The organism is Pseudomonas sp. 05N36, from assembly GCF_056397385.1.
Window position 1 is genome coordinate 311,945 of sequence record NZ_JBFTNH010000002.1, and the last position, 24,237, is coordinate 336,181.

The 24,237-nt window shown below is 59.8% G+C and carries 23 protein-coding genes; 11 read left to right on the forward strand and 12 right to left on the reverse strand.

The features are described 5' to 3' along the window. Positions 1–56: 56 nt before the first annotated feature. The 3 genes from AC1DIH_RS04450 to cysK form a co-directional block, all read right to left on the reverse strand. Positions 57–221 carry a hypothetical protein gene (locus AC1DIH_RS04450; RefSeq protein ID WP_477770744.1) on the reverse strand — a complete coding sequence of 55 codons (165 nt, stop codon included), beginning with the start codon at positions 219–221 and terminating at the stop codon, positions 57–59. A gap of 115 nt (positions 222–336) precedes the next feature. Further along, positions 337–1,275, reverse strand: coding sequence for an aspartyl/asparaginyl beta-hydroxylase domain-containing protein (locus AC1DIH_RS04455; protein ID WP_477770745.1), 939 nt, complete (start codon positions 1,273–1,275; stop codon positions 337–339). Between the two features lie 250 nt (positions 1,276–1,525). Further along, positions 1,526–2,500, reverse strand: coding sequence for a cysteine synthase A (gene cysK / locus AC1DIH_RS04460; RefSeq protein WP_477770746.1), 975 nt, complete (start codon positions 2,498–2,500; stop codon positions 1,526–1,528). Between the two features lie 256 nt (positions 2,501–2,756). On the opposite strand from cysK, the gene AC1DIH_RS04465 reads away from it, so the two are divergent. Then, complete coding sequence (locus AC1DIH_RS04465) at positions 2,757–3,602, forward strand: AAA family ATPase (RefSeq protein ID WP_024265085.1); 846 nt, start codon at positions 2,757–2,759, stop codon at positions 3,600–3,602. Between the two features lie 31 nt (positions 3,603–3,633). Continuing rightward, positions 3,634–4,812: a vWA domain-containing protein gene (locus tag AC1DIH_RS04470; protein WP_145014963.1), complete on the forward strand. Its 1,179-nt coding sequence runs from the start codon at positions 3,634–3,636 to the stop codon at positions 4,810–4,812. Between the two features lie 117 nt (positions 4,813–4,929). Here AC1DIH_RS04470 and AC1DIH_RS04475 read toward each other — a convergent pair whose 3' ends face one another. The 4 genes from AC1DIH_RS04475 to AC1DIH_RS04490 all read right to left on the reverse strand — a co-directional run bounded on the left by AC1DIH_RS04475 (position 4,930) and on the right by AC1DIH_RS04490 (position 8,661). Then, positions 4,930–5,853, reverse strand: coding sequence for a 5-oxoprolinase subunit C family protein (locus AC1DIH_RS04475; RefSeq protein ID WP_477770747.1), 924 nt, complete (start codon positions 5,851–5,853; stop codon positions 4,930–4,932). Beyond that, positions 5,850–6,554, reverse strand: coding sequence for a 5-oxoprolinase subunit B family protein (locus tag AC1DIH_RS04480; protein WP_477770748.1), 705 nt, complete (start codon positions 6,552–6,554; stop codon positions 5,850–5,852). The genes AC1DIH_RS04475 and AC1DIH_RS04480 overlap by 4 nt, the downstream gene beginning before the upstream one ends. Then, the gene (locus AC1DIH_RS04485) at positions 6,551–7,303 is read right to left on the reverse strand and encodes a 5-oxoprolinase subunit PxpA (protein ID WP_477770749.1); all 753 of its coding nucleotides are present in this window, start codon (positions 7,301–7,303) and stop codon (positions 6,551–6,553) included. The genes AC1DIH_RS04480 and AC1DIH_RS04485 overlap by 4 nt, the downstream gene beginning before the upstream one ends. A gap of 65 nt (positions 7,304–7,368) precedes the next feature. Next, positions 7,369–8,661: an MFS transporter gene (locus AC1DIH_RS04490; RefSeq protein ID WP_477770750.1), complete on the reverse strand. Its 1,293-nt coding sequence runs from the start codon at positions 8,659–8,661 to the stop codon at positions 7,369–7,371. Between AC1DIH_RS04490 and AC1DIH_RS04495 the strand changes: the two genes are divergently transcribed. The 5 genes from AC1DIH_RS04495 to AC1DIH_RS04515 all read left to right on the forward strand — a co-directional run bounded on the left by AC1DIH_RS04495 (position 8,660) and on the right by AC1DIH_RS04515 (position 15,095). Further along, positions 8,660–8,806: a hypothetical protein gene (locus tag AC1DIH_RS04495; protein ID WP_427534386.1), complete on the forward strand. Its 147-nt coding sequence runs from the start codon at positions 8,660–8,662 to the stop codon at positions 8,804–8,806. The two genes, AC1DIH_RS04490 and AC1DIH_RS04495, sit on opposite strands and share 2 nt — an antisense overlap. After that, entirely contained in the window at positions 8,803–9,720 is a 918-nt protein-coding gene (locus AC1DIH_RS04500; protein ID WP_477770751.1) for a LysR family transcriptional regulator, read from the forward strand. The genes AC1DIH_RS04495 and AC1DIH_RS04500 overlap by 4 nt, the downstream gene beginning before the upstream one ends. A 125-nt stretch (positions 9,721–9,845) precedes the next feature. Further along, the gene (locus tag AC1DIH_RS04505; protein ID WP_477770752.1) at positions 9,846–11,768 is read left to right on the forward strand and encodes an IucA/IucC family protein; all 1,923 of its coding nucleotides are present in this window, start codon (positions 9,846–9,848) and stop codon (positions 11,766–11,768) included. Next, positions 11,758–12,969 (forward strand): MFS transporter, encoded by a 1,212-nt coding sequence (locus AC1DIH_RS04510; protein ID WP_477770753.1) that lies wholly within the window; start codon positions 11,758–11,760, stop codon positions 12,967–12,969. Before AC1DIH_RS04505 ends, AC1DIH_RS04510 begins: the two co-directional genes overlap by 11 nt. Before the next feature lie 14 nt (positions 12,970–12,983). Beyond that, complete coding sequence (locus AC1DIH_RS04515) at positions 12,984–15,095, forward strand: TonB-dependent receptor (protein ID WP_477770754.1); 2,112 nt, start codon at positions 12,984–12,986, stop codon at positions 15,093–15,095. 44 nt (positions 15,096–15,139) lie between these two features. Here the strand turns inward: AC1DIH_RS04515 and AC1DIH_RS04520 are convergent, their stop codons facing one another. The 4 genes from AC1DIH_RS04520 to ltrA all read right to left on the reverse strand — a co-directional run bounded on the left by AC1DIH_RS04520 (position 15,140) and on the right by ltrA (position 18,795). Beyond that, positions 15,140–15,682, reverse strand: a complete 543-nt coding sequence (locus tag AC1DIH_RS04520) for a DUF2937 family protein (RefSeq protein WP_054596163.1) — start codon at positions 15,680–15,682, stop codon at positions 15,140–15,142. A 13-nt stretch (positions 15,683–15,695) separates the two neighbouring features. Next, the gene (locus AC1DIH_RS04525; RefSeq protein WP_477770755.1) at positions 15,696–16,472 is read right to left on the reverse strand and encodes a class II glutamine amidotransferase; all 777 of its coding nucleotides are present in this window, start codon (positions 16,470–16,472) and stop codon (positions 15,696–15,698) included. Between the two features lie 32 nt (positions 16,473–16,504). Further along, entirely contained in the window at positions 16,505–17,002 is a 498-nt protein-coding gene (locus AC1DIH_RS04530; protein WP_054598264.1) for a hypothetical protein, read from the reverse strand. 95 nt (positions 17,003–17,097) lie between these two features. After that, positions 17,098–18,795 (reverse strand): group II intron reverse transcriptase/maturase, encoded by a 1,698-nt coding sequence (gene ltrA / locus AC1DIH_RS04535; protein ID WP_477770756.1) that lies wholly within the window; start codon positions 18,793–18,795, stop codon positions 17,098–17,100. Positions 18,796–19,950: 1,155 nt separating this feature from the next. Between ltrA and AC1DIH_RS04540 the strand changes: the two genes are divergently transcribed. Both AC1DIH_RS04540 and AC1DIH_RS04545 read left to right on the forward strand, forming a co-directional pair. Further along, the gene (locus AC1DIH_RS04540; RefSeq protein ID WP_477770757.1) at positions 19,951–22,005 is read left to right on the forward strand and encodes a S9 family peptidase; all 2,055 of its coding nucleotides are present in this window, start codon (positions 19,951–19,953) and stop codon (positions 22,003–22,005) included. Between the two features lie 195 nt (positions 22,006–22,200). Further along, a complete protein-coding gene (locus tag AC1DIH_RS04545) occupies positions 22,201–22,674 on the forward strand; it encodes a cyclic nucleotide-binding domain-containing protein (RefSeq protein ID WP_054598263.1) in 474 nt (157 codons plus the stop codon). Here the strand turns inward: AC1DIH_RS04545 and AC1DIH_RS04550 are convergent. Beyond that, positions 22,671–22,961, reverse strand: coding sequence for a hypothetical protein (locus AC1DIH_RS04550; protein WP_477769649.1), 291 nt, complete (start codon positions 22,959–22,961; stop codon positions 22,671–22,673). The genes AC1DIH_RS04545 and AC1DIH_RS04550 overlap by 4 nt on opposite strands. Positions 22,962–23,078: 117 nt before the next feature. Between AC1DIH_RS04550 and AC1DIH_RS04555 the strand changes: the two genes are divergently transcribed. Continuing rightward, complete coding sequence (locus tag AC1DIH_RS04555) at positions 23,079–23,765, forward strand: spermidine synthase (protein WP_477770758.1); 687 nt, start codon at positions 23,079–23,081, stop codon at positions 23,763–23,765. Between the two features lie 50 nt (positions 23,766–23,815). Then, on the forward strand, positions 23,816–24,190 hold the full coding sequence (locus AC1DIH_RS04560; RefSeq protein WP_054596159.1) for a YajD family HNH nuclease: 375 nt from the start codon (positions 23,816–23,818) through the stop codon (positions 24,188–24,190). Positions 24,191–24,237 lie beyond the last annotated feature (47 nt).

Sequence of the window (24,237 nt, forward strand, 5' to 3'; positions counted from 1 at the left end):
AGCTGAAATTCAGTCGTTGTGTTCAGGCGGGCACAGGCAACAGCAGAAGCCGCTGATCAGCCCGAGAAGCCAACACCTGGCGGTGAAACCACCGCGCACACCAGCGTGCGACTGACAGGAGGGGGATAGTGACTGATCTGCGCAGGCTGCACATTCCCGCACGGCACGACGCCAGCGTTGACCGCTGAATCGACTACCGCGTTGATGAGGGATGCAGGCATGGGCTGATCTTTTTCGAGGGAGAAATCGCTGGGTTGGAAACGCAGCGAGCGCTGACTATAACCAGCGCTCGATATTTTTTGCAATGACCRGATCAAAAGATCGCAGGCCTGTCGCTCAGCCAAACAACCAGTAACCCAGCGCCGTCAGCACCACAACCGCCAATACTGGCCGCAGGATGCGGTACATCTTGGGATTACGGCGCTTCCACTTTTTGACCACGCCGCTGAACTTGTCGCTGGAGGTCTTGCTCCAGGCGTAGACCTTGTTGATCCCGCCGACGCGCTCGTCATCGAGGTTTTGCGGCGCCGTGGCACGGCCCAGCAGGCCACTGATGTAACGGTTGATACGCGTCATCAAGCGGTTGCTCAGCGGTCGCTCGATGTCACAGAACAGAATGACCCGGGTGGTTTCGGTTTCGTTCTTGACCCAGTGCACGTAGGTTTCATCGAACATCACGTCTTCACCGTCACGCCAGGCGTAGACCTGACCGTCGACAAAAATGCGGCAGTCGTCGGAGTTCGGTGTCGACAAACCCAAGTGATAGCGCAGGGAACCGGCAAACGGGTCACGGTGCGGGTTGAGGTGGCTACCGCCTGGCAACAGGGCGAACATCGCGCCTTTCACGTTGGGGATGCGGCTGACCAGCTCGACGGTCTTCGGGCAGAGCAATTCGGCCGATGGCAGCGGTTTGTCGTACCACTTGAGGTAGAAACGCTTCCAGCCCTTCTTGAAGAACGAACCGAAACCGGCGTCGTTGTTCTTCTCGGCGGCGCGAATATAGCCTTCGTCGAACAGGTGCATGGCCTCGTCACGAATGACTTCCCAGTTTTCCTTGAGCACATCCAGTTCCGGGAACTTGCTGCGGTCCAGGTACGGTTTGGACGGCACTCCCGAGAACAGGTACATCAAGGCGTTATAAGGAGCGAACAGCGCCGAGTGATTGACGAACTGACGCAAGACCGGCAAACGCGCCTTGCCGCGCAAATGCACGTAGAGCGTGCTGCCGATGAACAGCAGCAACAGCGACGCCTTTGCGGCAAAGGAAAAGGTCATGAGGAAACTCCTTGAAAAAAGGTCTCTCTGCGCATTGTCAATTACCCGACATGGCAGCCGGCCATGATAAACACTACCGGCCTTGGGAAAAACCCACATAACTGAACAATCAGTGTTAAAGGTTGCGCAATAAAGCACTTATTAACATAAGGCACCTGAACCTTGACTGATCAGGATCAAAGAATCGCAGGCTGCGCCAGCTCCTACATGGGCACGTCATTCGGCGTAGGAGCTGGCGATCTTTTGAGCGTTACTGCTGCAATTCCTGTTCGGTAAACAAATCGCTAAACAACATGCTCGACAGGTAACGCTCACCGGAGTCCGGCAGGATCACCACGATAGTCTTGCCCTGCATTTCCGGGGTTTCGGCCAGACGCACGGCAACCGCCATGGCCGCACCGCAGGAAATCCCGGAGAGAATCCCCTCCTCCTGCATCAGACGCAGGGCCATGGCCTTGGATTCTTCATCGCTGACCAGCTCGACCCGGTCAACCATCGACAGATCAAGGTTTTTCGGCACAAAACCAGCACCGATGCCCTGGATCTTGTGCGGGCTTGGTTTGATTTCCTCACCGGCCATGGCCTGGGTAATCACCGGCGAGACCAGCGGTTCCACCGCCACCGAGAGAATCGGCTTGCCCTGGGTGTTCTTGATATAGCGCGAAACACCGGTGATGGTCCCGCCGGTGCCGACACCTGCAACCAGCACATCAATGGCGCCGTCGGTGTCGTTCCAGATTTCCGGACCGGTGGTTTTTTCGTGGATCGCCGGGTTGGCCGGGTTCTCGAACTGCTGCGGCATGTAGTAGCGGGCCGGATCACTGGCCAGAATCTCGGTAGCCTTTGCAATGGCACCGTTCATACCTTTGGCCGGCTCGGTCAGTACCAGTTCGGCGCCCAGGGCCTTGAGCACCTTGCGCCGTTCGATGCTCATCGACGCCGGCATGGTCAGCATCAGCTTGTAGCCACGCGCGGCGGCGACGAACGCCAGGCCGATGCCGGTGTTGCCCGAGGTCGGTTCGATAATGGTCATGCCCGGCTTGAGTTTGCCGCTGCTTTCGGCATCCCAGATCATGTTTGCACCGATCCGGCATTTGACTGAATAGCCCGGATTGCGCCCTTCAATCTTCGCCAGAATGGTCACGCCGCGAGGCGCAATACGGTTGATCTGAACCAATGGCGTATTGCCGATGGAATGCGCGTTATCAGCGAAAATGCGGCTCATGGCTGGGTCCTTATGCAGCGTTGGAGAAGCCTTCAAGGGTATGCCTCGCACCCCTCGTGCGTCCAGTCGCGACGCTGGATGATAGGCATGTTCAGTCAATCGTTAAGCTGACCGGGTCACCATGTGACGCCCCATTCAGAGACTGAATAAGCCGTCTGCGTTCACAGTCGACCGGGCGCCGCGTTATAGTCGGGCATACTTTTATTTCGCCCGCCCTGCCCGGCGCAGATCGGCGTTACCGTTCGAGGAATTACCGATGAAGTTCGAAGGCACCCGCGCATATGTCGCCACCGATGACCTGAAGCTGGCGGTCAACGCCGCCATCACCCTGGAGCGGCCCTTGCTGGTCAAGGGCGAACCCGGCACCGGCAAGACCATGCTCGCCGAGCAACTGGCCGAATCCTTCGGTGCCAAGCTGATCACCTGGCACATCAAGTCCACCACCAAGGCTCACCAGGGCCTGTACGAGTATGACGCGGTCAGCCGCCTGCGGGACTCGCAACTGGGTGTGGACAAGGTCCATGACATCCGCAACTACCTGAAAAAGGGCAAGCTGTGGGAAGCCTTCGAGTCCGAAGAGCGGGTGATTCTGCTGATCGACGAAATCGACAAGGCCGACATCGAGTTCCCGAACGACCTACTGCAAGAACTCGACAAGATGGAGTTCTACGTTTACGAGATCGACGAGACCATCAAGGCCAAGCAGCGTCCGATCATCATCATTACCTCCAACAACGAGAAAGAGCTGCCGGACGCCTTCCTGCGCCGTTGCTTCTTCCATTACATCGCCTTCCCGGATCGCGTCACCCTGCAAAAGATCGTCGACGTGCACTACCCGGACATCAAGAAAGACCTGGTCAGCGAAGCGCTGGACGTGTTCTTCGATGTGCGCAAGGTTCCGGGTCTGAAGAAGAAGCCATCGACCTCCGAACTGGTCGACTGGCTCAAATTGCTGATGGCCGACAACATCGGCGAAGCGGTACTGCGCGAACGCGATCCGACCAAGGCCATCCCGCCACTGGCCGGCGCCCTGGTGAAGAACGAACAGGACGTCCAGTTGCTTGAGCGTCTGGCGTTCATGAGCCGTCGCGGCACCCGTTGATACTCTTCTTACAAGATCAAGGGCGAAAGCCATGCTGCTCAACCTGTTCAATGAAATGCGTGCAGCCAAGGTGCCAGTCTCGGTACGCGAGCTGCTGGACCTGATCAACGCGCTGAAACAGCGCGTGACCTTCGCCGACATGGACGAGTTCTATTACTTGTCGCGGGCGATTCTGGTGAAGGACGAACGGCATTTCGACAAGTTCGACCGGGCGTTCGGGGCCTACTTCAATGGCCTGGAAAAACTCGACGATCACCTTCAGGCGCTGATTCCCGAAGACTGGTTGCGCAAGGAATTCGAGCGCTCACTGACCGATGAAGAACGCGCGCAGATCCAGTCCCTCGGTGGCCTCGACAAGCTGATCGAGGAATTCAAGAAGCGTCTCGAAGAACAGAAGGAACGCCATGCCGGCGGCAACAAGTGGATCGGCACCGGTGGCACCAGCCCGTTCGGCTCCGGCGGTTTCAACCCGGAAGGCATCCGGGTCGGCGATGCCGGCAAGCGCCAGGGCAAAGCGGTCAAGGTCTGGGACCAGCGCGAGTACAAGAACCTCGACGATCAGGTCGAGTTAGGCACGCGCAACATCAAGGTGGCCCTGCGGCGGCTGCGCAAATTCGCCCGCCAGGGTGCGGCGGACGAGCTGGACATCGACGGCACCATCGACCACACCGCCCGTGATGCAGGGCTGCTGAATATTCAGATGCGCCCGGAACGCCGCAACAACATCAAGCTGTTGCTGCTGTTCGACATCGGCGGCTCGATGGACGCCCATGTGAAGATCTGCGAGGAGCTGTTCTCGGCCTGCAAGACCGAGTTCAAGCACCTGGAGTACTTCTACTTCCACAACTTCATTTATGAATCGGTGTGGAAGAACAACATGCGCCGTGGCTCGGAGCGCACGGCGACCATGGACCTGCTGCACAAGTACGGCGCCGACTACAAAGTGATCTTCGTCGGCGACGCCGCCATGGCGCCTTACGAAATCACCCAGGCCGGCGGCAGCGTCGAACACTGGAACGAAGAAGCCGGTTACGTGTGGATGCAGCGCTTCATGGAGAAGTACAAGAAGCTCATCTGGATCAATCCGTACCCGAAAGACACCTGGGGCTACACCTCCTCGACCAAGATCGTGCGCGATCTGATCGAAGACCAGATGTTCCCGCTGACCTTGCGCGGGCTGGAAGAAGGGATGCGGTTTTTGTCCAAATAAGCTTCGCTGCCTGTCAGGGCCCTATCGCGAGCAGGCTCGCTCCCACAGGGGTAAGTGTCGGTCACACAACGTGTGAACCACACCGATCCACTGTGTGCGAGCCTGCTCGCGATGCTTTTAGCGGCTCACAAGTCTGCGCAAATACTCGACCTGCTGCCGATGCGCCGTTTCCTGAACCACCGGCGCCAACCGGATCTGCTGCCCCGGCAAACACTGCGCCAGTCGTGCCAACGCCAATGGCGTCAACGCGCCTAACCGTGGATAACCGCCAATGGTCTGCCGATCATTGAGCAGCACGATCGGCTGCCCGTCCGGTGGCACCTGAACCGCGCCCAGCGGGATGCCTTCGGAGATCATCGGCTTGCCTTGATACTGCAACGCCGTCCCCAGCAAACGGATGCCCATGCGGTCGGCACGACTGTCGAGGGTCCAGACACGGTTGAAGGCGTCGAACAGGCTTTGCCCGCTGAACTCGCCATGTTGCGCACCGAGCACCAGATCCAGCGGCTGATTCAGCGTGAAGTCCGGTCGCTGCGCGCGCGGCACCTCCCGCAGCGCGTGCGCCGGCCCGGAATAACCCAACTCGGCACCGCGTGCCAAGGGCAGGCCAAAACCGTCCAACCCACCGAGCTCTTCACGCACCACCGTCGCACAACTGCCCAACACCTGGGGCGCGTTGAAACCACCAGGCGCCGCCAGATAGGCGCGGGCACCGTGCACTGGTTGAGTAAATTGCAAACGCTGGCCTTTCTTCAGCTGAAAGCTGCGCCACGGCGCCAGCGGCTGGCCGTCGAGCAGCGCACCGAGGTCCGCCCCCGCCAGCGCCAGACAGCAATCGTCTTGCGCCTCCAGGGTCAAACCGCCGAGGGTGATTTCAATCACCGCGGCCTCCAGCGAATTGCCCAGCAGCCAGTTGGCCCAGGACATCGACAGCCAATCCGCCGCACCGCCCTGGGTCACACCCAGATGCCGCACACCGAATCGACCGGCATCCTGCAGCAGGCACAGCGGCGTGCTGGCTTCAATCGTCAAACGGCTCATGCCAGCACCTCCAGCGGTGTATCGTCGCCGCCCAGATTGACGAACTCGGCATGACCGACCGCGGCAAAACGCACCGTATCGCCCGGTTGCATCAAGCTGTAGCCCTCACGCTCGCGGTCAAACAGTTTGGCCGGGGTGCGGCCGATCAGGTTCCAGCCACCCGGCGACACCACCGGATAAGCCGCAGTCTGCCGCTCGGCAATTCCCACGCTACCGGCCGCCACGCGCTTGCGCGGGGTATTCAAACGGGGCGCGGCCAGCACTTCTTCAACCAGTCCCATAAAGGCAAAACCCGGCGCAAAACCCAGCGCGAACACTTGATACTCACGCTCGCTGTGGCGGCGAATCACCTCCTCCACAGCCAGCCCGCTGCGCTGCGAAAGCAGGCTCAGCTCAGGTCCGACACTGAGGTCATACCAGACCGGCAACACATGGCATTGACCAGTGGCCCGGGCGTTGGGGGTCAGATCGGTCAAGGCTTCGGCGATCAGCTCCCGTGCCTGGACCGGACTCAAGGCGAGCAGGTCGTAATGCACCATCAGGGTCGTATAAGACGGCACCAGATCGATCAAACGCCCGGCGAATCCTGCACGCAGTCGCTCGCTGGCGGCGAGCATCCACGGCATGTTGGCTTCGGCGATTTCATCGAACAGCCGCACCATCAGGCAATCGATGGCCACCACTTCAACCCGTGGCTTCATGGCGCGCTCTGCTGATTCAACGCTTCACGGATCCGCTGCACAGCCGCCACCGAACTGGCGTTGTCGCCGTGTACGCAGAGGGTGTTGGCCTGCAAATGCAAGGCGCTGCCGTCACTGGCGACCAGGTTGTCACCGCGAGCGATGGTCAGCGCCTGTTGAATGATGGTCTCGGGATCGTGATGCACCGACCCCGGCAACTGCCGCGAAACCAGATGCCCGGCGCTGTCATAGGCACGGTCGGCGAACGCTTCGAACCACAGCGTCACGCCGTACTCGTCGCCCATCAGTTGAGCTGCGTGGTTGTCACGGGTCGCCATCAGCATCAACGGCAGTTGAGGGTCATACGCCGCGACGGCCTGAATCACCGCCCGCAGTTGCGCCGGGTTGGCCATCATGTCGTTGTACATCGCACCGTGGGGTTTGACGTAACTGACGCGAGTTCCCTGCGCCCGGCAAATGCCGTCCAGCGCGCCGATCTGGTAGTGCAGCAGATCCTGAAGTTCCTGCGCGGTGTAGGCCATGGAACGGCGGCCAAACCCCAGCAGATCCTGATAGGCCGGATGCGCGCCAATCTGCACGTCATGGCTCAACGCCAGGCTGACGGTCTTGCGCATGATGCTCGGGTCACCGGCATGGAACCCGCAGGCAATGTTGGCGCAATCGATGTACGGCATCACTTCGGCATCCAGCCCCATGGTCCAGTGACCAAAGCTTTCGCCGATATCGCAGTTCAATAGCAGGCGGCTCACGGTGAGTACTCCTGAGGTTTTTATCGTTTTAACCGGGGACGTTCGAGCGGTCTCCAGATTATCAGTTACTGCGCATCGAGTTGCTTGCCACGGGTTTCCGGCAGGCTCAACGCCGCCAGGATCACTACACCGTAGGACACCGCCGCAAACGCACCGATCCCGACGCTCAGCGGTACTTTCTGGCTGAGCAAACCGATCAGCAGCGGAAACAGCGCCGCCAGTGCCCGGCCAACGTTGTAGCAAAAGCCCTGGCCCGAACCGCGAATCCGCGTTGGAAACAGCTCGGTGAGAAACGCCCCCATGCCACTGAAAATCCCCGAGGCGAAGAACCCCAGCGGAAAGCCCAGCCAGAGCATCACGCCATTGCTGACYGGTAGTTGGGTGTAGAGCAGCACAATGGTGAACGAGCCGACCGCGAACAGGATGAAGTTCTTCTTGCGACCCAGAATGTCGGTCAGATAGGCGCTGATCACATAGCCGGCGTAAGACCCGAGAATCACCATTGCCAGATAACCGCCGGTGCCGAGCACGCTCAGTCCGCGCTCGTTTTTCAGGAAGGTCGGCAACCAGGAAGTGATCGCGTAGTAACCGCCCAGGGCCCCAGTGGTCAGCAAGGACGCGCGAAACGTGGTGCTGAGCATGCCGGGGGCGAAGATCTCGTAGAACTTCGACGGGTTGCTCGGTTCCTGCCGGGCCTTGGCCTGGCGGTAGATTTCCGGGTCCTTGACCAGTCGGCGGACGAAGATCACGAAAATTGCCGGCACGATGCCGAGGATGAACAGCGCACGCCAGGCATCCTCCGGCGCCAGGATCGAAAATAGCAGCGCATAGAGAATCGCCGTCAGGCCCCAACCCAGGGCCCAGCCGGATTGCACCATGCCTACCGCCTTGCCGCGGTCCTTGGCGCGGATCACCTCGCCCATCAGTACTGCGCCGGCAGTCCATTCACCACCGAAACCGAAGCCCATCAAGGTTCGGGCGATCAACAGTTGTTCGTAGTTTTGCGCGAAGCCGCAGAGGAAGGTGAAGAAGGCAAACCACAGGACCGTCAGTTGCAGGGTGCGTACGCGACCGATGCGGTCAGAGAGAATCCCGGCGACCCAACCGCCAATCGCCGAAGCGATCAGCGTGCTGGTGTGGATCAGCCCGGCCTGGCCGGTGGTGATGCCCCACATGGCGATCAATGTCGGTACCACAAAGCTCAGCATTTGGGTGTCCATGCCGTCCAGGCCATAGCCGATCTTGCAGCTCCAGAAGGTTCGGCGTTCCTGCTGATTGATGTGGCGGTACCAGTCGAAGGGGCCGGGGCGGCTCTCGATCTTGGGTTTGGCGACATCGAGCGTGTCGGGCGCACTCATGGCAAATCTCCAGCTGAATTTTATTGGTATTGTTCTGAACACCGACGACGCCTATCGTGGGTTTGGCGCATTTTTCGACGACGGCGCCCTGCCCGTCCAACTAATAAAAACCCTGCCAAGGCATAAGAAAAAGTTGATCGCATGAACCTCAAATTTCTCGAAACCTTCGTTTGGGTCGCCCGGCTGAAAAGCTTTCGCCTGACTGCCGACAAGCTCTTCACCACCCAGGCCTCGATTTCCAGCCGCATCGCGGTGCTGGAAAGCGAGCTTGGGGTAAAGCTGTTCCTGCGTGATTCACGCGGTGTGAAGCTGACGCCCGAAGGTGTGAAGGTGCTCGATTACGCCGAGCAAATGCTCGACACCATGCAAGCGCTCAAGCAGTCGCTGGAAACCCGCTCAAGCAAGGTCGGACGGGTTCGCATCGGCGTGATGGACACGGTCATTCACACCTGGCTCAGCCCGCTGGTGGCGCAGATGACCGATCACTATCCGCGGGTAGAAATCGAGTTGGTCGCCGATACCTCGCTGAATCTCTGCGATCAGCTGCAAAAAGGTTTTCTCGACCTGATTCTGCAAACCGACCTGCTGCGCCAGGAAAGCGTGCGCAGCCTGGAACTGGCCAGCCACCCGATGGGCTGGATCGTCGCCAGCCATTCGATCTACAACCGCAACTATGCGAGCGTCGCCGAACTGGCCCGTGAACGGATCATCACCTACTCGAAAAACTCCCACCCGCATCAGGACGTGCTCAGCCTGATGCAGGCCAATGGCGTACTCGCGCCAAAGCTCAATTGCGTGAACTCGGTGTCGGCGATTATCCGATTGCTGCGTGACGGTTTCGGCATTGGTGCCTTGCCGCCGGTGCTCGTCAGTGAAGAACTGGCCCGGGGCGAATTGACCTTGCTGGCCATCGACCAACGCCCGCCCAACCTGCAAGTGGTGGTCTTATGGCGGGTCGGCGCGGAATGGGTCGAGGAGATCGTGGCGTTGTGTCAGCACGTGGTGGAGGGCTATGCGCAGAAGGTCGGTGAGCACTACATGGTCTTGAGTAAAGACTAAACCAGCCTCTGAATAGGAGCTTTCCCACACCACAAGTAGGAATTACTATCATTTGCATTATTATTTTTAGACGGTATTCTCAGCGCGCATTCAGCTAAACAACTGTCCAGAAGGAGTCGGACCTGATGCGCGCCTACACGCAAAAACAGCAGCAACTGCTCTCACACTGGAGCGAAGCCCTTGGCACCCAGGCTTTCCAGTCCCACCGCATCACCCTCGATCATTTGAGCAATGCGCTGGAACCCGCCGCCCAGCGCTGTTTTCAACGCCTGATCCAGGCGCTGTTTCGTGAAGGCCTGATCAACCCTGACGCCTGCGAATACGATGACAACCGCCGCTGCTGGTTGCCGCTGGGCAACGGCGCACACCTGTGCTTCGATCATCTGTCCGGCGGCAGGATGAACAGTTGGGATGTGCGCGGCAGCATCGTCCTGCACACCCCCGATGCACTGCCGCACAAGATCCAGTTGCCCAGCGAACTGCTCGCCCATCTCGCCACCCAGCTGAACCCGCCCGCCTCCCCGCAGGTCCTGGAACGTCTGGCCCGCGAGCTGGATGACAGCTACAGCAACGACACCCTGTGCCTGGCGTTTCACCATGGATGGACCGAACGCCTGAGAGAGCAGATCGGCACCGAACACGACGACAACCTGCTCGCCTGGCTCAAAGCCAGCCCCGGTCACCGGAACCCGACCTCGCTGCTCGAACAGTGGGGCACGCTCGGCCATCCGTGGCACCCGAACTACAAGACCAAACTGGGCTTGAGCGCCACTCAGGTCATCGCTTTCTCGCCGGAGTTCGAAGCGAGTTTCCCGATCGTGCTGTGCGCCCTGCATCGCCAGTACGCCCACGTCGAAACACTGGCCGGCAGCGCCGATTACTGGGGCTGGTGGCAGGGTCACTTCCCACAGGCCGCCGAACAATTGCAGCGCCATTTGCAACAATTGGGCCTGGAAGTAACGGACTACCTCCCGCTCCCGTCGCACCCCTGGCAAGCCGATGAAGAGCTGCCAAAATCGTTCGCCAACGAGATCGCCGACAACCTGCTGATCGTCACCGACATCGTGGCCTTCACTGGCCATCCGACCATGTCGTTCCGCACGGTCGTACCGGAGGCCAGTCGCGTTGCGCCGATGGTCAAATTGCCGGTGGCCTTACGGCTGACCAGCGTGCAGCGCACCGTGTCGCCGCGCTCGGCCCGAATGGGGCCGCGCATCAGTCAGCTGTTGCTGGATATTCTCGATCAGGAGCCGCAGATTCAGCGCCTGCTGAACATCGTGCCGGAACGCATCGGCGTGCATTACGCGCCACAACCGGCCAATGACGAACTGTCCCGGCATGCCGCCGTGCTCTACCGCGACAACCCGCTGAGCCTGTTGCAAGAAGGCGAGTTGGCGATACCGGTCGGCAGCCTGTTCGCCGTCAATGAATTCGAACAGCCGTTGCTGCGCGATTGGGTACGCCTGGCCCAGGGCCTTGACGACAGCGAGGCCATGCTGGCGTTCTTCGAGGACTACCTGTCGATTGCCGTACCGAGCCTGCTGGGCATTTACCTGATGTATGGCGTGGCGTTCGAAGCGCACCAGCAAAACAGCTTCATGGTGATGGGCGCTGACGGGCAGTTGAATCGGCTGTTACTGCGTGACTTCGGCGACATCCGCATCGATCGCAAGACCCTGCATGTCAAGGGCCTGGATATCCAGCTGCACGATCCGAAAATGACCCTGTACGACGAGTCCGGTTTTGTCCGCGACAAACTCCTGCACACCACGTTCATGTGCCACCTCGGCGAGCTGACGTTGCTCTGTGCCCGTCACTGGAACGTATCGGAAAACCTCCTGTGGGAGCGATTGGCAGCGCACGTTGCACAGTGCTTCGACGCCTTGCGCGAACGTGTCGAACCGGCACGCTGGGACAGCGAGCGCGCGGCCTTGCTGGAACAGGACTGGCCGGCCAAATCGTTCATGCGCATGCGCTTGCACGACAGCCACGCCGACATCGTCGGACGCCTGAGCAATCCACTGCGATCCAGCGCCCATGCTCGCTGACAGTCGCGCATTGCGACTGCTGATCGTCATCCAGTTTGTCTCCATGGGTGCCATGGAAATGAGCGGCCCGTTCTGGCCCTTGCAGATCCGCCATCTGCTCGGGCCAGAAGGCGCCGGCTACACCGCACTGTTATCGGCGCTGGTCTATGCCGGTCCGATGCTCGCCGCCATGCTCCTGACGCCCGTGTGGGGCCGGTTGGGTGATCGCACCGGGCACAAGCCGATGATCGTTCGGGCGTTGCTGGCATTGGCGTTGTGCCAAGGGTTGGCGGCCATCACCGTCGACCCGTGGCTGCTGGTGGGCATTCGTGTGATGCAAGGCGCATTGGCCGGGTTTCTCGCCGCCGCGCAAGCCTATGCCCTGGCCTGCTGCGACAGTTCCCGGCGCGGTCACACCCTGGCCCGCCTGCAATCGGCGACCGCCGTCGGCTCGCTGATCGGCCCGGTGCTGGGCGGCTGGTTGATGGACATCTCGGGATTCGCCCTGCTCTGTTATGGCGCGACGGCGATTTGCCTGCTGTGTGCACTGGGGAGTTTTTTCCTGCCGGCCGACAAGGCCCGGGCCTCGACGAAAAAAACAGTTGCGCCAGTGGCCCTGCCCAAAGGCTGGCTCGGTGGAATCCTGCTGGTGATCGTGTTGATTCAGGCCGCGAAGATGATGCCGCAGCCGTTCTACGCGCTGTACGTCGCCGAGATTCTGCACGCACCGAGCTGGCTGATCGGCGCCACTTATGCGGCGAGCGCCGCGACCCTGGCCATTTCCGCCCCGCTGTGGGGACGCCTGTTCGACCGCTGGCAACCGGCCTACACCTTGCGCGTCATCGAAGGCGTCGCCTGGCTGTGCGCCCTGACGCTGGCGGCCACGGCGCTGGCCAACGAATGGCTGGGGTTCCTCGTCAGCCGGCTGGTCTGGGGTGTCTGGCAAGGCGCCCTGCTTCCGGTCGCCTATGCACTGATCGCCAACACCGTTGCTTCAAGCCAACAGGGTTTTGCCCTCGGCCTCGGCAACAGCGCGGCCAAGGCTGGCGCCTTGCTCGGTGCCGTACTCGGCGGGATCGGCATGGGGCTGGTCGGGCTGGCGCACAGTTTCTGGCTGGTGGCGCTGACTTATGCGCTGGCCGCCATCGGGATTCGCTGGGTGCGGTCATTCACCTCCACGCCCGGCCCAACACCCTTATCTACCCACACTTATCAAAACTAAAAAAAGACCACGTCATGACCCGAACAAAACTTTCCCTGTTGATTCCGCTGCTTGGCTCCTTCAGCGCCCAAACCTGGGCCGAGGAGACCGAACAGCAACCCGGCACCCTGAACATGCAAGCCACCGTCGTCTCGGCGACTCGCAGCGAAGCGAGCATTGCCTCGATTCCCGGCTCGGTGCAGGTCATCGACGAACAGCAGGTCCGCGAGCAGAGCGGCGCGGGTCGCCGGGTCTCCGACATTCTTGGGCAATTGGTGCCCGGCCTTGCGCCATCCAGCGGCGGGATGAGCAACTTCGGCCAGACCCTGCGCGGGCGCAACATGCTGGTGTTGATCGACGGCGTATCGCAGAACGCTACGCGCGACAACTTCCGCCAGCTCAACAGCATCGCGCCGGCCAGCATCGAGCGCATCGAAGTGATTTCCGGCGCCAGCAGCATCTACGGTGCCGGCGCTTCGGGCGGCATCATCAACATCATCACCAAGCGCAACCAGGGCCAGGATATTGCCTATAGCAGCAAACTGGGCCTGACCAGCGGAAACAACCTCAACAGCAAAGGCTTCGCCTACGAAGCTTTCCAGAGTGCGACCGGGCGCAAGGATGCGCTGGACTGGTACGTGTCCGCCGACCTGACCCAGCGCAACGATCAATTCGATGGCAACGGCAAGCGCATCCCTCAGGACACCTCCCAGGGCAGCAACATGGACACCGAAACCTATGACCTGCAAGGTCGTTTCGGTTACGAACTGGATGCCGATAAAAAACTCAGCCTGTCGCTGCAGGACTACAAGGACCAGCAGGACACGGACTTCACCAAAGACCCGAAAAACCTGCAGCAAGCCGTAGCGGTCAAAGGGCTGAAACTCGACGACCAGCCCTACACCCATAACCAGGCGGTCAACCTCAACTACACCGACAAGGACTTCTACGGTCAGGGCCTGCAGCTGGAAAGCTACTGGCGTCGGGCCGACGCGCTGTTCTTCCCGGACCTGTCGCGGGGCAAGGCCGGGATCGCCGACAACAACAGCGTGCAGGATGTCTACGGCTTGCGCGCGGCCATCGACACGCCGTTGCCGGCCATCGGCAGCGCTACGGGCAATCTGGTCTGGGGCGCCGACTACGATCACGAGCGCTCTCGCCAGCGGGGTGACCAGTACACCCTCAAAGGATTGACCTACACCAAGACCGGCACCACCTATGAGATGGGCCCGGATCTCGAAACCACCACCAAGGCGCTGTTCGGGCAAATGTCCTGGGACGTTGGCGACTGGACCTTGCGTGGCGGTGTGCGCCGCGAGTGGATCGAAAGTGAGGTCGCCGACAGCATCGCCTACGGTCAGATCGTCCAGACCGGTGTGCGCGCCACCCTGCCCGGCGACACCCTCAAATATGACGCCACGCTGTACAACCTGGGCGCGGTTTATCACCTGAGTGAAAACCAGGACCTCTTCGCCAATTACAGCCAGGGTTTTTCGCTGCCGGATATCCAGCGCTTCTTGCGTGACGTCAACAGCACTTTCGACATCCAGAGCCTCAACGCCCAGGCCATCAAGGTCGACAGCTACGAGTTGGGCTGGCGCGGTAACTGGGACCAGTGGCAGGCCGACGTCACCGTGTATGAAAACACCTCGGACGTGACCCAGTTCTACGATGCCAATGATCGTGTCCTGCGCCTGATCAACCAGAAGGAACGGGTACGCGGCATCGAAAACAGCCTGACCTACCGCGCGACCGATCACTGGTCGGTGGGGGGCACTTATGCGTGGGCCAAGGGCGAGACCGAGCAGAACGGCAGATGGATCGACCTGCCGGCGACACGCATCTCACCGGCCAAGACCACGCTGTTCGTCGGCTACACCGAAGATGACTACACCCTGCGCTTGCAAGGCATGCGCCTGGCCAGTTACGACGCCGCCGCCAAGGACGACAACGGGCGCGACATCAAGGGCTATACGCTGGTGGACCTGTTGGGCTCGGTGCGATTGCCGGTGGGGCGTCTTGAAGGCGGGGTGTACAACCTGACCGACCGCACGTACGTCAACCTGTTCGCCCAGGCCAACGCCGAAGCGCCGTTCGCCAACGCCGAAGGCCGTACGTTGAGCATGAGCTACTCGATCGATTGGTAAATAAAACAGGAGCCGGCGTGCCGGCTCCTGCACTTTCGATGGCGTTACAAACCGCGTAAATCGCGCTCTTCAATCGGCCGGCTCTGGCGCAGGCGCTTGCCGCCCAACACCACCCAGTCGATCAGACGGAACAGGCATTCCAGACCGAACGACAGCAACATCGCCCCGCTCAGTCCCCAGCCCATGGCTTCAGGTGTCAGCAACAGCTGGTAGCTGTAGCCATTCCAGGTTTCCTTGCGAATATCCGGGTCAGCCGCCAACACCACCTGCAAGAAGCGGATGTACCACGGGCCTTGCATGGCCTGGAATTGCTTGTCCAGCGCCAATTGGCGAGTGAGCAAGGTGCTCAGGCTGTCGGCATCGCTGCGAAACACCGGGTCGTCACTGGCACGGTAATGAGCGACCAGAGCTTGCAGGTCGCCCTTGAAGAACTGCTCGGCAGTGCCTTGAAACCCTCGCAAGCCGGTCTGCGCTTCGATCAGGTGCGCCTCGACCCGCTTGGCGTAATCGTTGATGAAACCCGGCACCTGCACGCCCACCAACAGGCCGATCGCAAACAACACCAGCCGCAAATAACTGAGCAACATAGAAAGGTGTTCCTTATTCGGTCTTGCCCTGGCTGACGCATTCACCGCGTCGCCACAGGCTCCATTGGCCCGGTTCGTAACGGGTCCAGGTTTCGTTTTCAGTCAGGGGTTCGGTGGCAATGACCGTCACCACATCGTTGGGGGTGGTTTCGGCCTGGAAGTCGACGATGACGTCCGCATCCTTCAAGCGTGCCGGACCAAACGGTGCGCGTCGGGTGATGTGCGCCAATTTGCTCGAGCAATAACAGAACAGCCAGTCGCCGTCGCTCAACAGGCAGTTGAACACACCTTTGCTGCGGTATTCGGCGCACGCCGCCACCAGGCTCGGCAGCAACTGCTCGACGTCGACCGGTTCCGGGAAGGCTTCACGCACGCGGTTGAGTACATCGCAGAATGCCGCTTCGCTGTCGGTATCGCCAATGGGCCGGTAAAAACTGGCGGTTGGCTGGAAGTCGGCGAGTTGGCCGTTATGCGCGAAGCACCAGTTGCGGCCCCACAACTCACGCACGAACGGGTGAGTGTTGGACAGGCAGACCTTACCGACGTTGGCCTGGCGGATATGCCCGATCACCACTTCGCTTTTGATCGGATAGCGCTGCACCAGCTGCGCGACTTCGGACTCACAACTCGCCGCCGGGTCCTGAAACAAGCGCAGGCCACGGCCCTCATAAAACCCGATGCCCCAACCGTCCCGATGCGGGCCGGTTCGACCGCCACGCTGCATCAGCCCGGTGAAGCTGAACACGATATCGGTCGGTACATTGGCGCTCATGCCCAATAATTCACACATGCCTGGACTCTCGCTTCAATGCCGGGGCAACGTCAAAGACGGGGTTCAACTCGCGAACGCTGGGGGTTGCTCGGAACCGGCGGGCGACCATAACGATCATCGCCAGCACCGCCGAAGGGCTGGTCATCATCCGGATCGGCAGCCTTGGCAGCGGCTTTCGCGGCGGCCTCCCGCTCCTTGCGAGCATTGGCGGCGCGCTCGATGGGAAAGCGGATCAACGCGAAGATCAGGTAAATGCCGAAGGCGATCATGCTGTACATGACCAGGTCGGAGATCGCGCGCCAGATGTTGTTACCAACCTTGAACAGCAGGTCCAGGGCGGTAATGGCGATGGCCGGGGCGAATTTTTCCTTCACCGGGTCGATAATGGTCGGGCTGAACAACAGCACGACCATGAGCAGACGCAGTGGCTCGCGCAACCAGCGCCACATCCAGCGGGTCAGCCGCATCCACACCAACAGGCAGCCTAAAGCGGCAAAGGCGTAAAGGCCCCAAGCGATCAGATAGTCGTTCTCGGTCATGGTGTCCATGGCAAGGCAGGCAAGTCGGGTAGAGACAGGCCATTACTGGCCTGCCTCCCCCTAAGAACCGTACGTGCGCCTTTCAACGCATACGGCTCAAGTCTTTAGAAAGCCCCTTGCGGAGCCGGTTTGTTCACTGTCAATCCACGGCTGTGAAGCTGTTGGTGACAAATAGGATGCAATAGTACCCGGTTATCCAGGGTGTCTCTACCGCCATGAGTGCGGTGGATAATGTGATGGTCATGCCATCCCGTTTCCTTCGTAATCGGTTGTTTGCACATCAGACACAGTCCTTTCTGGCTTTGATAGAGACTGAGAATCTGTTTGCGATACTTCAGCTTTTTCAGCATCTGTGCCGTCCGCAGCTTCTCGCCCATTTCTTCCATGGAAGGGTCGAAGGGGTTGTACTCCCCACTAACCTTCCTGTGTCGTTCGATCGGTGTACTCGCAAGCGAATACAGAGCGACCTCCTTTTTTGTCCCGTTTTCCTCCAACATCGTGGTGGCAAACACCCAACTTCTGCTTCCTTGAGTTCGGAAATACTTCTTCCCGATCCATTGCAGTGACTTGTTCGGGTGCCGCCGCTTTGCCCAACGCCATAGAGCATAAAACAACAAATTATCCATGCGGCTGTAGGCCTGCTTGGCTACTACAGGCTGGTGATACAGCGCCCAGCCTTTCAAGATGGGATTGAGCAATCGAATCAAATACTCCTGCTTCGCCATCTTGTTGGCGTCGATGACCTCCTTCACCTTGTGATAGAACGCCTTGACGTTCTTCTTACTCGGTTTGATCAGAAGCTTCCCGTCGTACTTACGGAAATTCCAACCCAGAAAGTCGAAGCCTTGATCGGTATGGACGATATGTGTTTTCTCAGGGGATAACTGCAACCCGCGTACTGCCAGGAATTGCTCCACCCAAGGTCTGATTTCGCTTTCCAGTACCTCTTTCGAGTTTCCAGTAATCACAAAATCATCCGCATACCGCACCACGTTGATCTTCAGCTTTCTGGCCCTTGTCACGCCCAGATACTGCTTGAGCTGTGTTTCCAGACCATCGAGCGCCATATTTGCCAAGGTAGGCGAGATAATCCCGCCTTGTGGCGTACCAGCATCCGTTGCCTGTAGCTGGCCTTTATGAATCACGCCAGCCTTCAACCATTTCCGAAGAATCGCTTTGTCCGTAGGGACGTTGGCGAGCATCCAGTCATGATTAATGTGATCAAAGCAGCCTTGTATGTCCGCCTCCAGTATCCATTGGGCCGAGACCTTCTTGGACAGGCAAACAAACAACTGACCCATCGCATCCGCCGTGGAGCGTTCGATCCTGAAGCCGTAGCTATTCGGATCGCCCTTGGTTTCTGCAATGGGGGCCAGAGCCAGCAAATACAGCGCCTGCATAGCCCTGTCAGTCATGGTTGGGATACCCAAAGGGCGTTCCTTCCCATACGACTTCGGAATGAACACACGCCGTAAAGGTCGTGGCTTATATCCGTGACGCTTCAACCCATTTGCCGCTTTCCATTTTGCGTCGGGTGTATCCCAGAGCACGCGGTCGACTCCCGCCGTGCGCTTACCCTGGTTTTCAGTGACTCGCCGTACGGCCAAGTATCTGGCCGATCGAGAGCGGGTCAGCATCCGTTGCAGGGCTTTCACCCTGCGCCATTTGCCTTCCCGACAAGCCTTCGCAATCCGCACCTGCATTGCCCGAACATTCCGCTGAACTCGACACCAATCGATGTCATGCCATTGTTGCGGAGTGCCGGAAAGCGCAGGCACGGCCATTTGGCTGTGCTCTATCATGCTGCCTTCCTCTCAAGTTTCCCCGAGCAGAAGACGTACGCATCCCCTGACGGGAATGGACGCTCCCGTCAGGGTTGGATTAGTAGGAGGCCCAATACTGCGGGTCTCTAAGATCATTGAGACAGGTTCAGTCAGAGTTCATGCGACGAAAGACCACGCAGAAGTCTGCCCGGTTTCCCGTGAGGTAATGTCCCAACCCCTATCCGAGCCATTACAGCCCGGCTTTCGCTTTCTCTGCGATCCCATACCCGCACAGCCAACAGATCCCCTTGCGGTTCACCTGCCCGAAGGCGGCCATACGGGCTTACCACGTTCCCTGCCTATCACACGATTGGTTTAGGGCCTGCCTTTTCACCGATGGTCCTATGACGACGTACCTCAAGCCTCTACAGAGGTATCCGACCACGTGCCTTTTGGCTCAAGCCTGACAGCAGTTTTGGCTTGTTCATAATTACGGCGTTTATCAGCAGTTCACTTACGTTACCCATACCAACCAGCCTAGCGTCTCAACCCGGCACTGCTCCGAGTATCTATGCTTTACCTCGCGGCAAAAGCACACCCTGACGGGGACTACATTGTGAGAAGAGCTTCACACCTCACCGTTACCAGTGACGCATGTCTTCCTAGGCTATCGTTGGTCGCACAACGAGTCCGCTGCCACCTTGCGAGCAAGGTAGATGGACAATGACAGACAGAGCTTTCGCTCATGTCTCCGGTTTGATGTGAGCAGGGACTGCCGAGGCAGCATGCCCAAAGAAATTGTTACCTCCTGTTTCAAAAGCAGGAGGGAACCCCAGCGGGGATTCTCTCCCGCATGGGTTTAGCCCTGAACAGGGCTGATGTGTAGTAGGCACTCCAGTACCGGAAAATCTGGTACTGCGGTCGAGCTACCGAGCGCTAATCGACCTTGAGTTTGCCACCGCCGCTGCGGCAAGTCCTTGAAGGCATTGGACTTCTGGGAGGGTTTTGTTTCTAGGGGTTGGGTACCCAAGCTCTTGGCTTCCTTTCGGAAGCCCTTCAAGATGACTCTACACCTCGAAGTCTTGGAGACACGCTACGCGTGTCGCACAGAGGCGCTTATGATAACGGCTTTTCACCGATCAGGCTGCCCCGCTGTCTGTGAAGCCATTTTTACATTACGCCCGAGAGTCCTTCATGCCCCTTTCCGCCCACGTTTGCAGCGCCCCGATTGCCCACAAGGCCGACGGCGATGACCCGTACGCCTGGCTGCAGGAGCGCGACAGCGCACAGGTGCTCGACTACCTCAAGGCTGAAAACAGCTATCAGGAAGCACAACTGGCCGACCAGGCCGAGCTGCGAGAAACCCTGTTCAACGAAATAAAAAGCCGGATTCTCGAAACCGACCTGTCGCTGCCCTCCCCGTGGGGGCCTTACCTGTATTACACCCGCACCGTCGCCGGTGACGAATATGCCCGGCATTACCGCTGCCCGCGTCCGACCGACGACAGCCTGCTGGTCGACGAAAGCCAGGAACAGCTGCTGCTCGACCCCAATGAGCTGGCCAATGGCGGGTTTTTCTCGTTGGGCGCCTTCAGCATCAGCCCGGACCACCAGCGCCTGGCCTACAGCCTCGATACCAGCGGTGAAGAGATTTACACGCTGTTCGTCAAGGAGCTGTCCAACGGCAAGGTCAGCGAACTGGCGTTCGAGAATTGCGACGGCAGCATGACCTGGGCCAACGACAGCCTGACGCTGTTTTTCGGCGAACTGGATGACACCCATCGCCCGCACAAGCTGTTTCGTTATCGTCTCGACGGTACCGCCGCCGAAGAAGTCTTCCATGAAGCGGACGGACGGTTTTTCCTGCACTGCTACCGCTCAAGCTCCGAACGCCAGTTGCTGCTGTCGCTGGGCAGCAAAACCACCAGCGAAGTCTGGGTGCTCGATGCGTCGCAGCCACAACAGGCCTTCACCTGCCTGGCACCACGGGTTGAAGATCACGAGTACGACGTCGACCACGGCAAGCTCGACGATCAATGGACCTGGCTGATTCGCAGCAATCGCGACGGCATCAACTTTGCGCTGTATCAGGCCGCCGACACCGGGCTTGCGCCAACCGAAAGCGACTGGCAAAACCTGATCCCTCACAGCGACACGGTGATGCTTGATGGCATGAGCCTGAATGCCTCGGCCATGACCCTGAGCCTGCGCGAAGGCGGCTTGCCGATCATCGAAGTTCACCCGCAAGGCCTGCCCGCTTACCGCGTGCAACTGCCGGACGCGGCCTACAGCCTGCATGTGCAAAACAGCCTGGAGTTTGCCAGCGACAAGATCCGTCTGCGTTACGAGGCGTTGAATCGCCCGGCGCAGATTCGCCAGCTCACCCTCGCCAGCGGCGAACAGAAAGTGCTCAAGGAAACCCAGGTGCTCGGCCCCTTCGACGCCGATGCCTACGTCAGTCAGCGCCTGTGGGCGACTGCGCCCGATGGCACACAGGTGCCGATCAGCCTGGTGGTCAAACGTGAAATGCTCGGCAAGCCGACGCCGCTTTACCTCTACGGCTACGGCGCCTACGGCGAAAGCCTCGACCCGTGGTTCTCCCATGCGCGCCTGAGCCTGCTCGATCGCGGCATGGCCTTCGCCATCGCCCACGTGCGCGGCGGCGGTGAGCTGGGCGAAGCCTGGTATCGCGCCGGCAAACAGGAACACAAGCAGAACACCTTCAACGACTTCATCGCCTGCGCCGAGCACCTGATCGCCAACGGCCACACCACCGCCAAACAACTGGCCATCAGCGGCGGCAGTGCCGGCGGATTGCTGATCGGCGCGGTGCTCAACCAGCGCCCGGAACTGTTCGCGGCGGCGATTGCCGAGGTGCCGTTCGTCGACGTGCTCAACACCATGCTCGATCCGGACCTGCCGTTGACCGTTACCGAATACGACGAATGGGGCAATCCTGAAGAGCCGGCGGTTTATGATCGGATCAAGGCGTACGCGCCGTACGAAAACGTCAGCGCTCACGCCTATCCGGCAACCCTGGTGATCGCCGGCTACAACGACAGCCGCGTGCAGTATTGGGAAGCAGCCAAGTGGGTGGCCAAGTTGCGGGCAACCAAATCCGACAATAATCTGTTGCTGCTCAAGACCGAACTGGGTGCCGGTCATGGCGGGATGAGCGGGCGTTATCAGGGATTACGTGATGTAGCCCTCGAATACGCATTTGTTTTCAAGGTACTGGGTATCGCCTGAGGAACTCTGTAAGGCGTACAGGTCTTAAATGTGCGAGCGAGCCTGCTCCGGGCGGCGATCCGACGATGGCGGCATTACATTCAACATTGGTGTTGGCTGAACCACCGCTATCGCGAGCAGGCTCGCTCCCACAAGGGATTGGCAATTACCCACAAAGCCCGAACCGGCAACACACAAGAAAAAGACTGTGATGACATGTCAGAACCGACCCTGTTGAACAAAGAAATTCGCGACTGGCTGATGGACTGTGGCCTGTTCGATCAACTGCAACTGGCCGATTTCACGGCGGCTGCCGGCTACTTCAGCATCAGCACCATCGCCGAGGGCCAGGAGATTTTCCACGAAGGTGATGCCGGCAGTTTCATGTGCATCATTCACTCGGGTCAGGTGGCGGTGCAGAAAACCAATAGCGACGGCAAGCCGGTGACCATCGCCACGCTGCGCAGCGGCCGGGCATTCGGCGAAATGGCCGTCCTCGACGGCGAACGACGCTCGGCCAGTTGCGTGGCGGCGAGCAATTGCCAACTGCTCAACCTGGGCAAGGACTCGTTGGAAAAGATGCTCAACGACGCGCCGAAAATCGCCGCGAAGATCATCCGCGCCATTGCCGTGTCGCTGTCCAAACGCCTGCGCATGGCCGACGGCCAATTGCTCTCGCAACAGATTTAACCGCCGGGGGATTTGTTTTTTTGCTGGATCTGCTCAAGCCCCGGCAAGGTCTGGTCCTTGGGCGGGTTGGGCATTTCGATCGGTGGCAATAACGGTTCACCACCACTACTGCTGCCGACCTTGGGCACCGTGGTCGGGGTAATCTGCGGGTATGGCGTGGGGGTTGCGGTGCCGGGTGAACCGGGGGCCGCTGATGGTGCAACAGGGACCGTTTGCAACTCTTGCGCCTGCGCTGCACTTATCGAGAGCGCGGCCAACACAATGACCGTTAGAATGGTGCGCTTCATCAATGGCTCCGTTGCCCTTGCTTGTTGCCTTAAGGCTACTCCCAACCGCGCAAGATTGCCCTTCTCAATGCCGGTTTCTCCTCCCTGATGCCAGCTTCCCTCCTTAAAGAGAGCCCCATGAAACGTTTCGTTCTGCTCGACACCACCCCGATCCCCGAAAACGGCGGTGCCCTGTGCCTGTTCGAGTACGGCGAAGATTTCGTCATCAAGATCCAGGGCGGTGACGGCGGACAATTGATGAACACCCGCATGCACGGCTCCGAAGACGCCCTGGCCGAGATCCCTTGCCGCAAGGTCGCTGGCCGGCCGAATTCACGGGTGCTGATCGGTGGTCTCGGCATGGGGTTCACCCTCGCTTCGGCGCTCAAGCACCTGGGCAAGACCGCCGAAGTAGTGGTCGCCGAACTGGTGCCGGGAGTGGTCGAGTGGAACCGCGGGCCATTGGGCGAGAAGTCCGGGCGACCGCTGCTAGACCCGCGCACGGTGATCCGCATGGAAGACGTGGCCAAGGTCCTGCAGGCCGAACCGCAAGGTTTCGATGCGATCATGCTCGACGTCGACAATGGCCCCGAAGGCCTGACCCAGAAAGCCAACAGCTGGCTGTACTCGGCCGGTGGCCTGAGCGCCTGCGCCAAGGCCCTGCGCCCCAAAGGCGTGCTCGCGGTATGGTCGGCCAGCGCTGACCGGCAGTTTTCCGACAAATTGAAAAAGGCCGGCTTCAAGGCCGAAGAAGTGCAAGTCTTCGCCCATGGCAACAAAGGCACCCGACACACGATCTGGATTGCCGAGAAGCTCAAGGCCTGAGCTAAACTCTGTTCATAACCGTCATTAGTCTTTTTTACAAAGGTGAACCCATGAGTTCGTCAACGCCTCCCTCCAACACGGCCAAACTGGACCGCATCCTCGCCGACGCCCAGCGCGACCGTGAAATGGGTTACCGCGACAAGGCCCTGAAGATGTACCCGCACGTCTGCGGACGCTGTGCCCGTGAGTTCTCCGGCAAGCGCCTGAGCGAGTTGACCGTGCACCACCGCGACCACAACCACGACAACAACCCGCAGGACGGCTCCAACTGGGAGCTGCTGTGCCTGTACTGCCACGACAACGAACACTCGCGCTACACCGACCAGCAGTACTTCGGCGACGGCTCGCTGAGCACGCCGAAAATCGCCAAGGCAACGCATAACCCGTTCGCCGCGTTGGCCGGGCTGATGAAAAAAGACGACTGAAGACCTCCAGCGTCTGAGCGGGCTTCATCGCGAGCAGGCTCGCTCCC